This window comes from Burkholderia sp. WAC0059 (genome assembly GCF_002870125.1).
Classification (GTDB): domain Bacteria; phylum Pseudomonadota; class Gammaproteobacteria; order Burkholderiales; family Burkholderiaceae; genus Paraburkholderia.
The window spans coordinates 45,383-60,382 of record NZ_PNEO01000022.1; the positions used below are offsets into that span (position 1 = coordinate 45,383).

Here is a 15,000-nt window from a genome sequence, read left to right on the forward strand (position 1 = left end):
CCGTGCCCAGCAAGGGCGCATGGTCATCCGCTTACAAGCCGAAGGCGCGTTGCGAGCGACGCTTGCGCACGGCTTGACCCCGACGTGGCGAGGGTATGCCGGTTTCGGGCAGGCCCAGATACTGCCTGCAGGAGACGGCTGGGGCGACTCGCACCTTACAGACGTCCCATCACCAACAGCACGATCACGACAATCACAACGAGACCCAGGCCACCGCTCGGCGCATAGCCCCATGAGCGGCTATGCGACCACCGCGGGAATGCGCCGACGAGCATAAGAATTAAAACGATCAGCAGGATGGTTCCAAGCATGATGGGGCTCCAAAGATGAGCGCATAACCTGATCTGACTTTCGCGGTCGTCGAGACGGCGGGAAAGGATCGAGACGGTCGGATGCGCGTAGTGGTCATACGAGCTCGCCGGAGGCGGCAGTAGCCGGACAGCGAGTTGACGGGGGCTTTCCCCGGCTTTGGGCGTATGTGATTTACTCAGGAAGCCTTTCTGGGCAACTGAAAACAGGTTGCGCGCATACCGGGTCGAAGTCGGTACGGTGTCGTACCCGGCTGCGTGTGGTTGCGTATTCGACGGTATCGCGGGCGACTGGTCTGCCCGGGCGATCTGACCGGAGATTTCCCCGTTCCGGCTGGGCTGCTACCGTACAGACATGGCCGTACCGTGCCTGTACCGCGCGCGAGATCCGCTTGCCGCGCCCGTTTTCCCTCCGGCACGGAGTCCCGTCCGGTATCGCTGCCGGCGGGGCGCCCCCAATACCGTTACGGTTGTATTGGGCTTTGCTGGCCGGACTGACGGTTGAGCAGGTCGCGATAAAGTCCGGGCCGGTTCTTCAGTTCGTCCGGGGAGCCATCGTCCATGACGCGTCCGTGGTCCATCACGACGATGCGATCGAAATTCCGCAGAGTCGACAGGCGGTGAGCGATGGCGACGACCGTTCGTCCCTGCATCACGCGGTCGAGCGCTTGCTGAATGACCTCTTCCGACGCGCTGTCGAGCGCCGAAGTGGCTTCGTCCAGCAGCAGAATGGGTGCGTTTTTCAGAATGGCACGGGCGATCGCCACGCGCTGGCGCTGCCCGCCGGACAACTTCATGCCGCGATCGCCCACTATCGTATTGAAGCCTTCCGGCATGGCTTCGACGAAAGCGGTGCAGCGCGCCTCGCGCGCGGCGGCATGCACTTCTTCCTCGGTGGCGGTCGGCTTGCCGTAGGCAATGTTTTCGTAGACCGAGCGTTGAAGTAACGCAATATCCTGCGGCACCAACGCAATCGAATGTCCGAGGCTGTCTTGCGTCAGCATCGAAATGGCATGGCCGTCGACCTTGATCGCTCCTTGCTGGATTTCGTAGAAATGCTGTAGCAAGGCCAGCACGGTCGACTTGCCGGCCCCCGATTCGCCGATCAGGCCGACCCGCTGGCCCGGTTCGATATGCAGATCGAAGTGATCGAGCGTCGGCTGGCGGCCGGGGTAGGCGAACGTGACGTTCTCGAAATCGACGCGTCCGCCGTTCGTTTTCAGAATCGTCGCGTCGGAATGGTCCGGCATCCCGTGCGGTTCCAGCAACGTCTGCACCGCCTCGGCCAGCCGGGCCACGTGCTGCGTCACGTCGACCAGGGCCACCGCCAGATCGCGGGTGCCATGCAAAATCGTAAAGCCCAGCGAACTGACGAGCACAATGTCGCCCGTTGTGGCCTGTCCTGCGGACCACAGCATAAGGGCCCAGCCGAGCAGTCCCGCCGACAGCATGGCCGTCACCACGGCGTGCAGGAGACGCAGTTTTTCCAGATACAGCAGGCTCTGCTCGCGCGCGTTCATTTCCTCCTTGACCTTGCCGCCGAAGCGCTTTTGTTCGCGAAATTTCATGCCGAAAGCGCGCACCAGCGGCATATTGCCGATGACGTCGACGAGTTCGCCGTCTACCGATGCCGCCTTGGTCGCAAAATCATGGTGACGTGCGCTGCCGCGCCCGGCGAGCTTATAGAGAACCAGCGCGAGAATGGCCGACGCTGCGAACAGGCCGAACGCCATCCAGCGGTTGACGGCAACGATCATGACGATGGCGCCGAGGACGGCAATGCAGGGCGGCAGGACGTTCCAGGCCAGGGTGTTTTCGGTGACGTAGATGGCGTTCGAGGTCGCCGTGATCCGGCTGGCCAGCGTGCCCGGCTGCTTTTCGGTGAAGTAATTCGACGAATGCCCGCTTAAATACCGGAACAGGTCCCGCCGCAAGTCTCCGGTTACCTTGACGAAGGTTTGGGCCCCGACCCAGCCGCCGAGGCGCCACAGCAGATTATCGGCGGCGATCAGGCCAACCAGGATCAGGAACGCCTCCCACAATGGGCCCGGATGACCGCGCCCCTGGCCCAGAACATCGATCAGGTGCTTGATGGCATATTGCGAAGCCAACGCGCACCCTACCGCGGCAAACACACTGATCAACACGACGGCGTGCTCGACCGGGCGGTGGACGATATAGCTGAGCAGAAACCTCAGTGGCCGGCGCGCATAGCTCGCCAGCCGGTCGTCATGGGCGTTGTGCTGCGCCAGGGGGCGTTGTTCGGACAGATCTGTCGAATCGGCATTTTCCATATGGACGACCCATGGTTACCTCGAACAGCGAAACTTGGCTGGCCGGATCCGGCCCCAGTCGCGTGGTGCGCGTCCCCTGGGCGGCCGTGCCGGTTGCGCAAGTATCACGCCTGCGCCGATCGCCTTGCCGGATGCGCGGGCCGCCGATTTGCCGCGGGATTCCGGCTGTGTGCGTCCGGGCGAGGCGCAGCATCGCCGAAACGTCGGGGATTTCCATGGAGCCGTGGCGGACGGCAAACCTGGCGCCCCCACGCAAGTCCAGGAAGGGCGCACCAATGCAATGAGCAATTTAGCCTTGGTTCAGGGCTCGTCAGCGCCGAATTTTCTGGAAACCAGATAGATGTCCACACCACTTATGGAGCATTCTTGCGATGAGACGTTGTTGACGGTAACGACGTGGAATTGCTCGCCCGATTTTGAGTAAAGGGTGATGTCGAAAACCTGCTTATAGAGATCCTTGCCGATTTTCTGAATTGCAATCGGCATGGCCCTGGTTTTTGATTCGTCCAATGCTGGAATCGTGAGAATTCCAGCATTGCGCAGCTTACCCTCAGTTATATTTGTCGGCCAGCTAGAGCAGGGCAGTCCCTGCGGCAGTTTAGCGAAGCAGGCAATGGGAGCGATGAGCACCAGCAGTGTAAGCAGGCGGCGTATCATTGAATTACCTCCAGAATATGATCGCCACTGCTCCATATCTTGTGGCGTGTGAGCGGCACTTCAATAACGCACCCGTTGGATGCCTGGCCCGGATGTTTTATGCTGTCTCCATGAATCATGAATCCATCACGGCCAAAGGTGTTAGTGCCATTGACCGGAGTTAAGCGCATAGAATATTCCCCGGCGTGCGGGTGTGTGAATGGGGCGCCTATGCGATATGTGCCGCGTGGGATAGGTCCGATATTGGGAACGCTTTGCATAGTGGGGTTGTCTCTCCCAATACCGTGGCCTGAATATCCAGAATCCACATAAACCCCATTATGGAGAAGGCGTGCCGACGATTGATGGTACGTCCAGGGCATGGTGTTTACCGCTCGTTCCAGGTATCGGTGAACTTGATGTGACCATCCTCGTAATGCCAGGTGATGCGCTCATACATAAGCGCGACCGACTCTACGTGATTAATCCCGGACACTCCGGGTGTCTTGATGTTGGGCATGCCGGGATTGATGCCGCTAACCTTCACGTTCTCGAGCGCCATCGTGAAGTACAGTTTTTCCCGCCCGGAGTCGTCGATCCGGTACCAGCGCAGTTCGGCAGATTTCAGGGTTTGCCCTTTTGATAGGGCTTTGTAGAGATAGGGGGACGCCGCATCGAATTCTTTTTCGATGCGCATAGGCGAATGGACGCGCGGGCCGGTAATCTTGCCGCTCAGACTATCAACGGGCAGATTCAAGCCGTGACCAAATCCGATTACCTCGATACTGCCTTCGCGTCCCTGGACGGTCGAAGATCCCTTGATGTCTGACCCGCCGTCGTCCTTGAGCCACATGTACGCTGGAATAGGCATGCTGGTTTGCGTCCCCTGTTGAATGGTTGATTGCCGCGATTCACTACGAAAGCCGGAGGACGGAGCTTGCTGCACATCCATGTCAAGCTGTTCCGCATTTCCATCCAATTCGGCCCGAAGTCGGTATACAAACATGGGGTGGAATATGAATTTTTAGGGATGCGTAAGAAACGTGTACCCGTGGGTTGATTGCGATCAAGGAATGTGGCGAAAAAGGCTGCCGTGGCGCAAACTACTTCCCGCCGGCAAGACGGGGCGCAGTAGTGACCTGAAACAGACGCGAATGCTGTTGAATATATTGAGGCGGAACCTCGGAACGACAGGGCGGCAAAATCCCGGCGGTATTTGCCCCGTTTGGCGTGAAGCTCTTGCCGAGTGCGGTCCCGGCGCGCGCGGCCCGCGATGGGCAGGTTAGGCAGAGGCTCAAATCCTCTCGCCTGACGGGGAAAATCAAGGACTGACGGTTTCGACCGTCAGTCCTTTTTCATTGGCCCGGGAAAGCGTACCCATTTGTGTACTTGTCGCTTTGAGGCCGTGGATTGGGCGGTGGCCTGCGCTGCTTGCGAGGCTCAAATGATTCGTGCGGTTGCCGCGATTACGGTCCCGCTCCGCCCTATAAAGCCAGCCGGAAACCGGCGCCGTACACCGACTGGATCACGTCTTCGTCCGGCGCGACTGCCTCGAATTTGCGGCGGATCTTCTTGACGTGGCTGTCGATCGTCCGATCCTCGACGATGCGGCCGTCCGGATAAAGCCGGTCCATCAAGACATCGCGCGAAAAAACCCGACCCGGCCGCAGCGCGAGCGCCTTGAGCAGCCGGAATTCGATCGGCGTGAATTCGATCGACACGCCGCGGAACGTCGCCTGAAAGCGCTCTTCGTGGAGTTTGAGCGGCACGCTCTCGGGGAAGCGCTCGAAGCGCGAACGGCGCAGGATCGCCTTCGCGCGCGCGACCAGTTCCAGCAGGCTGAAAGGCTTGCAGATGTAATCGTCGGCACCCAGTTCGAGGCCGATCAGGCGATCGACCTCTTCGACCTGCGCCGTCACCATGATGATCGGCACGTCGCTGAAGGTTCGCAGGTCGCGGCAGACGTCCCGGCCGTCCCGGCCGGGCAGCATCAGATCGAGCACGATCAGGTCCGGCATCCGCCGGTCCACCTCTTTCGCCACGTCGCGCCCGTCGGCCACGCAACGCGTCGTATAGCCCGCCGCCTGCAGAAAATCCGCCATCACGCTCGCCAGCTTGGGCTCGTCTTCGACGATCAGGACGTCGATGGGCGTTTCGTTACTCATGTTCACTTCGGTTCCTGGAGACGGGGCAGTTCGATGGCGATGCGCAAGCCGCCTTGCGGTGCGCGCGACGCGTCGATGCGGCCATCGTGCGCCTCGACGATGCCGCGGCAGATCGGCAGGCCGAGACCCGCGCCGCCGGTCGCGCGGCTGCGCGACGCCTCGACACGATAGAAGCGCTGAAAGAGCGACGGCAGGTACGCGTCCGGCACGCCCGCGCCGCTGTCGTCGAAGTCGATCCGCACCGTGCGCGCGTCCTCGCGCGCCGTCACGAACACGGCGGCGCCCGCATCGACGTAACGCACCACGTTCTCGAGAATATTGGTGAAAACCTGCTGCAGGCGCCGCTCGTCGCCGCGCACCCAGAGCGGCTCCTCGGGCAGATCGGCGTGCAGCGCGAGCCCTGCGTCGCCGAGCCGTCGCGCGCTGCGGCGCAGCGCCGAGCGCAGCGTTTCGCAGACGTCGAGCTGCTCGTGGTGATAGCGCAGCGCGCCGACGTCGGCGAGCGAGAGATCGTACAGGTCGTCGACCAGCCGGCTCAGACGCTTGATCTCGCCGCCGAGCGAGCGCACGGCCTCTATGCTCATGGGGCGCACGCCCACTTCGATCGCCTCGATCTCGCCGCTCATCACCGCGAGCGGCGTGCGCAACTCGTGCGAGATGTCGGCGACCAGCGCGGAGCGCATGCGTTCCGCACTCTCCAGCGTCTGCGCAAGATGGTTGAAATCGTGTTCGAGCTGGCCGATGTCGCCGCCGGATACCGTCGGCACGCGCGCGCTCAGATCGCCGCCGGCGAGCGTGTGCGTCGCGCTCGCGATCCGGCGCAGCGGCGACGCGAGCGCGCGCGCCATCCACAAGGTCGTGAGAATGGCCAGCAGCGTGGCCGCGATCGTGATGATCCAGCTCGCCTCGCGCTGCGTCTTCTGGAAACGCAGATCGCCCGCTTCGGTCGCGCGCTTGAACGGCACCATCAACAACCAGCCGACCGTCTTGCCGTCGACCACGATGGGCCGGCGCGGCGAGACGGCCGCAAACGACGGATTACCGAATACGTAAGCGCCGCGTGCGTCGAGCAGCGTGAAGCGCGTGTTGGTGCCGATCAGCGACGATACCGGCAGGCGCGGCAACGGCGCGCTGCCCGACACCGGATACGATGCGGGCGCGTAAGGCCGCATGATCTCGTGCCAGAGGCTGCGGTTCTCCCGCAAAAAATTCCAGCTTCCGTGGTCGCGCCAGGCCAGCGCCAGCGGCCCGACGCTCGATTCGAGCCGCTTCACTTCCTGCTTCTCGAGATAGCCCAGGAAGCCGCGCTCGAAACTGAGCTGCGCCCCGACCGCCATCGCGCTGATCACCAGGACGTTGACGGCGAGCATCGCGGCAAACAGTTTGCCGGTCAGGCTCGCGCGATGAATCTCGCGCGTCACGCGTGTCAGCGCTTCGGGCATGGCGTCGATTCCGGGCACACGGTCTTCTTACTCCATCCTTCTTTTCAAAAACGTCCCCGGCGCGGCGCAACAGGCGCACCGCCTTCGAGGCGCCCGGTCATCATACCTGCGCCGCGCGGCATGCCGCTTATCCGCCACAAGCCCGGCCCCCCGGCCGACGGACGCGCGCGCCGGACGCCCTGCCACTCAATGCGCGCCTGCCGCGTGCGGCGCGTCTCCCGTGGCGGGATCGACGCCGCCGCCCAGAGCCGCGTAAAGCGCGATCAGGCTGGTTTGGGCTGAAAGCTGCGTCGAGACCAGCGACTGCTGCGCCGAATAGAGCAATCGTTGCTCGGTCAACGCGTCGAGCAGGCTCTCGCTGCCCTGTCGGTACAGCGCCATCGTCAGATCGTAAGCGTGCTGATCGGCTTTCACGGTGCGCGTTTGCGCGTCGAGCTGCACGTCGATGGTCGCGCGCGTCGCCAGCGCGTTCGCCACTTCCTCGAACGCCGTCTGGATGGTCTTTTCGTACGTCGCGACGTCGATCTTGAGCGTCACCTTCGCCGCATCGAGCGTGGCGCGATTCTCGCCGGCGTCGAAGATCGGGATCGTCGCCGACGGCTCGAACGACCAACTGCGATTGCCGCCCGTGAACAGTTGCGCGAGCGCGGGACTTTCGAAGCCCAGCGCGGCGGTCAGGCTGATCGTCGGGAAGAAGTTCGCCCGCGCGGCGCCGATGTCCGCGTTATCCGCCTTCAACGTGTGTTCGGCGGCGAGCACGTCGGGGCGGCGTTGCAGCACGGTCGACGGAATGCCGGCGGGAATCGTCGTGATGCTGGAGACCGGATCGACCTGCGCGTCGGGCAAATCGGCGTCGGGCACGCGCGCGCCGACCACGAGTTCGAGCGCGTTGCGCGCCTGCGCGACCGTCGTCGTCGCCTGCGCGACGTCGTTGCGCGCGGACTGGAGGCTTGCCTGCGCCTGTTCGACATCGAGCGCGCTCGCCGCGCCCAGCGCGTGCTCCTGGTCTACCAGATCGAAGGTGCGTTGCTCGCTCGTCTGGGTGTCCTGCGCGATCACCAGCAGGCGCTTGTCCGAGGCCAGCGTCAGCCAGTCGCTCGCCACGTCCGACACGAGGCTGATCTGCGCGCTGCGGCGCGTCTCGATCGTCGAGAAATACGTCTCCAGCGCCGCCTTGCTCAAATTCCGCACGCGCCCGAACAGATCGAGCTCATACGAAGTGACGCCCAGGCCGGCGCTATAGATGTGCGAGGTTTCGCCGCTCGCGCCGTCCGTGGTCGTCGTGGACCCGCTGGATTCCGCTCGCCGCACGGACGTGGGCGTGCGGCCCGCGTCCTCGCTGCCGCCGAGATCGATTTCAGGGAACAGCGACGCGCGTTCGACCCGGTACTCCGCGCGCTCCTTCTCGATGTCGAGGATCGCGATGCGCAGATCGCGGTTGTTCGACAGCGCCAGCGCGATCGTGCGTTGCAGGCGCGGGTCGACGAAGAACGTGCGCCAGCCGATATCGGCGGCGAGCGTGCCCGCTGCCTGGGCTTGCGAGGCGCCGGACGCGCCCGTTGCCGAAGCCGCGACCGGCCACGACGCCGGCACCGGGGCGGCGGGCCGCTGATAGTGAGGGGACAGGTCGATACACGCGCTCAGCGCCGCGACGGCCGTACCGGCCATGACCCAGGTGACGACGTGCTTCATGCCGTATCTCATGCTGCGCCTCCGTTCGCCGGCATGCTCGACGACACCTGTGCGCTGTTTTCTGCTTCGTGAGCGGTTTCCTGAGCGGCGTGCTCGTGGGTGCTCGCGGGCGACTCCGGCCCCGGCGGCCCCGAATCGCCGGCCGGCGCGTGGGCTCCGCCGCGCCCGTCCGGGCCGCCAGGTTCGCCGCCCTTGCCGCTCAGCTTGCGCACCATGAAGTACGACAGCGGCGTGAAGAAAATGCTGAGCACGGTGCCGACGAGCGTGCCGCCGAACACGCCCGTGCCGATCGACTGCCGCGCGGCCGCGCCCGCGCCCGTCGCCACGACCAGCGGCGCGACGCCCAGCAGGAACGCCAGCGACGTCATGATGATCGGCCGGATCCGCAACGCGACGGCCTGCTCGATGGCCTTCAGCGTGCTCGCGCCCTGCCTTTCGAGCATCGTGGCGAACTCGACGATCAGAATCGCGTTTTTCGACGAGAGGCCCACGGTGACGAGCAGCCCCACCTGGAAGTACACGTCGTTCGACAGCGCGCGCAGCGTCGTGCCGAGCGAGGCGCCGAATACGCCGAGCGGCACGATCAGGATCACGGCCAGCGGCACCGACCAGCTCTCGTACAGCGCCGCGAGACACAGGAACACGAACAGCACCGAGACGACATAAAGATAGGGCGCCTGGCCGCCCGAGAGCTGCTCCTGGTAGGACAGCCCGGTCCACGCGTAGGTGATGCCCTTCGGCAGCTTTCCTACCAGTTGCTCCATGGTCTTCATCGCCTGGCCGGAACTCACGCCGGGCGCCGGATCGCCGACGATCTCGAACGACGACTGGGCGTTATAGCGGTCCAGCTCCGGCGGTCCGTAAGTCCAGTGCGAGGTCGAGAACGCGGAGAACGGCACCATCGTGCCCGACGCATTGCGCACATACCATTGCTCCAGCGACTCCGGCGTCATGCGGAACGGCGCATCGCCCTGCACGTAGACCTTCTTGATACGCTGATTGTCGAGGAATTCGTCGACGTATTCGCCGCCCAGCGCGTCCTCGATGGTCGTGTTGACGTCGCTGAGCGACAGCCCCATCGCGCTCGCCTTGCGGTCGTCGATGTCGAGCGACAGTTGCGGCGTGTCGCTCAGACCGTTGAAGCGCACCTGGCGCACCACGCCGCTCTGGTTGGCTATCGCAATCAGTTTGTCGCGCGCGGCCGACAACGCCGCGTGGCCAAGGTTGCCTTCGTCGACCAGCTCCATGTCGAAGCCCGAACTGATGCCGAGGCCGCGAACCGTCGGCGGCTGCAGCACGAACACCTTCGCGTCGCGCACCTGTTGGGCGAGGTCGCGCGAGGCCTTGATGACGAATCCCTGCGCGGTATCGTTCACGGCGGTGCGCTGGCTCCAGTCCTTCAGCTTCACCCACATCATGCCGACGTTCTGCCCGTTACTGCCCACCGCGTAGCCCGCGACGTTGAACACTTCGGACACGGCCGGCTGCTTGAGCAGATAGTCCTCGACCTTCGCCATCGTCGCTTCCGTGCGCTCGCGCGTCGCGCCCACCGGCGCCGTCACCGTCACCATCAGCACGCCCTGATCCTCGGTGGGCAGGAACGACGTGGGCAGGCGCATGAACAGCACGCCCGCGCCCAGCACGAGCAGCACGTAGACGATGATCGCGGGCTTGCGATGATGGAGGATCTTGTCGACGGCGCGGCGGTACTTGCTCGTGGACGCATCGAAGCCGCGATTGAAGCCGCTGAAGAACCGGCCCCTGGGCTTCTCGTGGTCGTCCCTCAGGATCGTCGCGCACAGCGCGGGCGTGAAGGTCAGCGCCACCACCACCGACAGCGCCATCGCCGACACCACCGACACCGAGAACTGCCGGTAGATGATCCCCGTCGAGCCGCCGAAGAACGCCATCGGCAGCAGCACGGCGGACAGCACCATCGCGATGGCCACCAGCGCGCCGCTGATTTCCGTCATCGACTTCTTCGTGGCTTCGCGCGGCGAGAGATGCTCCTCGGTCATCAGGCGTTCGACGTTCTCCACCACGACGATCGCGTCGTCGACCAGCAGGCCGATCGCGAGGACCACGCCGAACATGGTCAGCATGTTGATCGAGTAGCCGAACACGTCGAGAATGCCGAAGGTGCCGAGCAGCACGACCGGCACCGCGATCGCCGGGATCAGCGTCGTGCGGAAGTTTTGCAGGAACAGGAACATGATGGCGACGACCAGCACGATCGCCTCGACCAGCGTCTTCACCACTTCCTCGATGGACGTCTTGATGAACGGCACCATCTCGTAGGGATACTCGACCTTCAGACCGTCGGGGAAGCTGGCCGCGCGCTTGTTCAGGAAGTCGTGCACCTCCTTGTCGACCTGCACTTCGTTCGCGCCCGGCGCGAGTTGCAGCCCGAGGCCCGAGGCGGGCTTGTTGTTGAAGTTGGTTTCGACCGTGTATTCCTGCGGCCCCAGCGCGACGCGCGCAACGTCGCCCAGCAGCACCTGCGAGCCGTTGGTCTCGGTCTTGAGCACGATGTCGCGGAACTGCTGCGCGGTCGTCAGGCGGCTGCGCGCCGTGATCGTCGCGTCGAGCTCCTGGCCTTGGGTCGCGGGCGTGTCGCCCACTTCGCCGGCGGCGACGTCGTCGTTCTGCGCGTCGATGGCCGTGACGACGTCGGACGGCATCAGCGCATACTTCTGAAGCTTATTCGGATCGAGCCAGATCCGCATCGCGTATTCGTAACCGAACTGCTGGGCCTGGCCCACGCCGGGCAGACGTTCGATCGACTCCTCGAGATTGCTGTACAGATAGTCCGCGATGGCCGCCTTGCTCATCTTGCCGTCCTCGGACACGAGGTTGAAGACGAGGAAGGTATCGGGCGAGGCCTTTCTCACGGTCACGCCGCTTTCCTGCACCTCTTCCGGCAGCAACGCGTTGGCGGACTGCAACTGGTCCTGGACCTGCACCTGCGCGGTATCGGGATTCGTGCCGGCCGAGAACGTCAGCTTGATCGTGATGTTGCCCTCGGAGTTCGCCGAGGAGGACATGTACATCAGGTTGTCGAGGCCGACCATCTGCTGCTCGATGACCTGCACGACCGAGTCCTGATTGGTCTGCGCCGACGCGCCGTTATAGGTCGCCGTGATCTGGATCGTCGGCGGCGCAATGTCCGGATACTGGTCGAGCGGCAATTGCGTGATCGAAAACGCGCCGATCAGCGACACCAGGATCGCAAGCACCCACGCGAAAACCGGCCGGTCGATAAAGAAGTGAGCGATACGCATGCACCCGCTCCCCTAGTTCGCCGAAGGCGTTGCCGCCGCCGATGACGACGCGCTGTCGGCCGCGGCCTCCTGATCGGCCGCGGGCGCCTCGACAGCCTTCACCGTATCGCCGACGCTCACGAACTGCGATCCGGCCACGACGATGCGCTCGCCCGCCGCGAGGCCGCTGGTCACGACCCATTCGTTGTTGTTCGCGGTGCCGGCGAGCATCAGCGTGCGTTGCTCGATCCTGTTCCCGGCGTCGACGATTAGCGCCGTCGCGTTGCCGCGCTGGTCGTGCGTGACCGCCTGCTGCGGCACGAGGATCGCGTCTTCGTTGACGGCCTGATCGATGACGGCGTGCAAATATTCGCCCGGCAGCAACAGCTTCTCCGGGTTCGGCACGATGACGCGCAGCGTGATGGTGCCCGTGGTCTGGTCGACGCCCACGCCGGCGAACTGCAGCGTGCCCTCGTGCGCGTAGGTCGTGCCGTCCTCGAGCGTGATCTTCACCCTGGCGTTGCCGTTCGCATCGGTCTTGTAGGCGCCGCTCGCCAGTTTCTTGCGCAACGCGAGTACGTCCGTGCTGGACTCGGTGACGTCCAGATACATCGGGTCGTACGCATAGATGGTCGCGAGCGCCGTGGTCTGATCCGCCGTCACCAGCGCGCCGGGGGTGTAGGTGGACGCGCTGATCGTGCCCGTTATCGGCGCGGTTACGCGCGTGTAGCCCAGATTGATGCGGGCGCTTTCCAGCGCGGCCTTGTCGGCGTCGATCGTCGCTTCGTCCTGCTTGAGGGTTGCCTCGGCTTCTTCCAGCGTTTCCTTGCTGATGGCGTCGATGGCCGCGAGCGAGCGGTCGCGCTCGGCAATGGGCTTCGCGGACAGCAGCGCCGCCTCGGCCTTTTCGAGGTCCGCCTGGTCGGCGTCGTAGGTCGCCTGATACAGCGAGGGGTCGATCTGATAGAGCACCTGCCCTGCGCGCACCACGCTGCCTTCGACGAACAGACGCTTCTGGATGACGCCGGTGACTTGCGGCGTGACCGGCGACGTCAGAAACGACGTCGCGCGCCCCGGCAAGGAAACCGACTGCGCGAACGGCACGGTTTTGACCGTTTCTACGGACACCGTCTGAACTTTTTTCTGAACGCTCTTTTGATCGTGCGAACACGCCGCCAACGCGCAGGCCAGAAACAGAACGCCTGTGCGATGACGCACAGAAAGCCGGATTTGCATAGTGAAGGCCTCAATACCGAGAGCGCGGTCCACGCCCGATCGCGGCATTATGCAAATCAAATTCGCAAGAAATTAGGCAAACGGCGGGCAAATCCGTCCTGACGGTGCCGTGCCGGTCGATAGAGGCGGCCGGTTGCCGACGATGGGGCGGGGCAGCAGGGCGTCGGTATCGCCGGCCTTGCGGGTCAGTGACACAGTTCGGTCGAGCTCAACCTCAACGCTTCGTCGATATCGCCGGGTTTTTCCGGCGTGGCCGAGCTGTAGTAATAGTCAATGTTTGCCGCCGCCGTTTCGGCGAGCGTCGGCTGCGAATCGGCCTGCAAGGTGAATACCGCGGTCAATCCATAGAGGACGAGACCGATGACAGGCAGCCTCGGCATTCCGATTTTCATTGCAGAACTTTCGGTATGCGCAGGAGCCTTGCCGTGATCCGGTATGTTTTCGCCAGCCATCGCGTGTTCGTTCCCGATCCGGATATTCTGTGCCGTTGCGTGTTGTCGCTGCGCTTGCATGATTTTCCGCGCAAAAGCGAATCTTCCCCGGGGCAGCGCTCGACGCGTGTCATTTTAGGAGGGCGTACGGTATCCGCCAAAGAAGGGTCCGCGCTAACCTTAGCTGCGAACGGCATGAAGACCATGAATCGTGGAACTGAATATGAGAAAAGCTGAAATGATGCTTTGACAGCGCGTCGACGGGAATTCTACGATCTCGCGGATTGGCCGGTTTCTGGTCGGTAACCTCGTCTCCCGGGAAAAAACATGAGTCGCCTGTCCTCGAATCGTTCGCAAACTCCGTCGAAAAACGGGCTGCCCGCGCGAGCGGGACTGCGGCGCCTGAAGCGACGCGCGGCACCGTTGCTGGCTGCCCTGGCCGTTGCCGGCGGCGCCGTCGCGGCCGCAGCCGCGTTTGCCGACAACCGGCCGTCTGCCTCCGGCCCGGCACTGACGTCGATTACGCTGCAACTCGACCCGATTACCGCGATTGCCCAGGACAAGGGCTTTCTGAAATCCGAATACGCGAAGATCGGCGTGAACCAGGTGACGCTCGTCGCGCCGGGCACGGCGCAGATGATCGGCGCGGAGGCCGCGCAACTGAACAGCGGCGGGATTGCCGTGGCGCAGCGGATGATCTATCCCGCCGTGGTGCATCGCGCGAACGGTCTGGATGCGGTGATCGTCTGGGAGTCGCAGCCGTCGGACAAGTACAGGACGCCGCTGCTTGCGCGCGCGGGCAACGACAGGATCAACGACGTTCGCGATCTCGACGGCAAGAAATTTGCGAGCAGCCGCGTGAGCTGCTACTGGACCGCGCCGTTCGAAACGCTGATCAAGGCCGGCCTGCCGCTCGACAGCCGGACGACGCGCGGGCGCGTCCGTTACCAGTCGATCGATTCGACGAACGTCGTGACGGCCGCGCTGCTGAGCGGTGCGATCGACGCGACGGCGATGCATCTCGGGACGTCGAATGCGGCGGCGCTGTATCTGTCGCACCAGGTGAAGGTCATCGGCCGCACGCCCGACCACGGCGAATATACGGACGGCGCGGGCCGGGTGTCCTACTTCGCGATGCGCTCGTTCGCCGACCAGCATCCGGAGGCGATTCACGCGTTCCTGGTGGCGATAGAGCAGGCGCGGACGTGGGCGCTCGCCCATCCCGACGAGGCCGCCCAGATCGTCGCGCACGAGACGCGCGTGCCGGTGGAGATCGCCCGCTTCCAGATTACCGATCCGTCGGAGTTCGATTTCATGGCGGGTGAGCCGGATGCGGACAACGTGCGCACAACGATCAAGCAGTTCCAGGCCTGGTATGTTGCGCACGGCGACGACATCCTGTCGGAACGCCATTTGAGCGATGGGCAAATCGACGCGATGGTCGACGGCCGATTTTTCGCGGGCGGCAAGTACTCGGCTTATCAGTAAGCAGGCCGCCCGGTTTGTACGGTTCGCGGCAACGCGGCCAGGTCGCCT

The 15,000-nt window shown here is 63.9% G+C and carries 12 protein-coding genes; 1 reads left to right on the forward strand and 11 read right to left on the reverse strand.

Annotated features, from left to right (window positions below; all coding sequences use genetic code 11):
* Window positions 1–155: 155 nt before the first annotated feature.
* The 11 genes from CY652_RS20135 to CY652_RS20185 form a co-directional block, all read right to left on the reverse strand.
* Window positions 156–311, reverse strand: a complete 156-nt coding sequence (locus CY652_RS20135; RefSeq protein ID WP_102132487.1) for a DUF3309 family protein — start codon at window positions 309–311, stop codon at window positions 156–158.
* A gap of 461 nt (window positions 312–772) precedes the next feature.
* The gene (locus CY652_RS20140) at window positions 773–2,602 is read right to left on the reverse strand and encodes an ABC transporter ATP-binding protein (RefSeq protein WP_102132488.1); all 1,830 of its coding nucleotides are present in this window, start codon (window positions 2,600–2,602) and stop codon (window positions 773–775) included.
* A gap of 300 nt (window positions 2,603–2,902) precedes the next feature.
* Window positions 2,903–3,259, reverse strand: a complete 357-nt coding sequence (locus CY652_RS24205) for a hypothetical protein (RefSeq protein ID WP_146010160.1) — start codon at window positions 3,257–3,259, stop codon at window positions 2,903–2,905.
* Window positions 3,256–3,621 carry a tlde1 domain-containing protein gene (locus tag CY652_RS20150; protein WP_102132490.1) on the reverse strand — a complete coding sequence of 122 codons (366 nt, stop codon included), beginning with the start codon at window positions 3,619–3,621 and terminating at the stop codon, window positions 3,256–3,258. Before CY652_RS20150 ends, CY652_RS24205 begins: the two co-directional genes overlap by 4 nt.
* A gap of 5 nt (window positions 3,622–3,626) precedes the next feature.
* Window positions 3,627–4,109 carry an Hcp family type VI secretion system effector gene (locus CY652_RS20155; protein ID WP_102132491.1) on the reverse strand — a complete coding sequence of 161 codons (483 nt, stop codon included), beginning with the start codon at window positions 4,107–4,109 and terminating at the stop codon, window positions 3,627–3,629.
* 613 nt (window positions 4,110–4,722) lie between these two features.
* The gene (locus tag CY652_RS20160) at window positions 4,723–5,403 is read right to left on the reverse strand and encodes a response regulator (RefSeq protein WP_180970694.1); all 681 of its coding nucleotides are present in this window, start codon (window positions 5,401–5,403) and stop codon (window positions 4,723–4,725) included.
* A 2-nt stretch (window positions 5,404–5,405) separates the two neighbouring features.
* The gene (locus tag CY652_RS20165) at window positions 5,406–6,845 is read right to left on the reverse strand and encodes an ATP-binding protein (protein WP_146010161.1); all 1,440 of its coding nucleotides are present in this window, start codon (window positions 6,843–6,845) and stop codon (window positions 5,406–5,408) included.
* 186 nt (window positions 6,846–7,031) lie between these two features.
* The gene (locus CY652_RS20170) at window positions 7,032–8,549 is read right to left on the reverse strand and encodes an efflux transporter outer membrane subunit (protein ID WP_258002386.1); all 1,518 of its coding nucleotides are present in this window, start codon (window positions 8,547–8,549) and stop codon (window positions 7,032–7,034) included.
* A complete protein-coding gene (locus tag CY652_RS20175; protein WP_102132527.1) occupies window positions 8,546–11,812 on the reverse strand; it encodes an efflux RND transporter permease subunit in 3,267 nt (1,088 codons plus the stop codon). The genes CY652_RS20170 and CY652_RS20175 overlap by 4 nt, the downstream gene beginning before the upstream one ends.
* 18 nt (window positions 11,813–11,830) lie before the next feature.
* Complete coding sequence (locus CY652_RS20180) at window positions 11,831–12,925, reverse strand: efflux RND transporter periplasmic adaptor subunit (protein WP_219723787.1); 1,095 nt, start codon at window positions 12,923–12,925, stop codon at window positions 11,831–11,833.
* A gap of 293 nt (window positions 12,926–13,218) precedes the next feature.
* Window positions 13,219–13,485 (reverse strand): hypothetical protein, encoded by a 267-nt coding sequence (locus CY652_RS20185; RefSeq protein ID WP_146010162.1) that lies wholly within the window; start codon window positions 13,483–13,485, stop codon window positions 13,219–13,221.
* Window positions 13,486–13,791: 306 nt separating this feature from the next.
* Here CY652_RS20185 and CY652_RS20190 point away from each other — a divergent pair, with 306 nt between their 5' ends.
* Entirely contained in the window at window positions 13,792–14,952 is a 1,161-nt protein-coding gene (locus tag CY652_RS20190) for an ABC transporter substrate-binding protein (RefSeq protein ID WP_102132496.1), read from the forward strand.
* The last annotated feature ends 48 nt before the right edge of the window (window positions 14,953–15,000 follow it).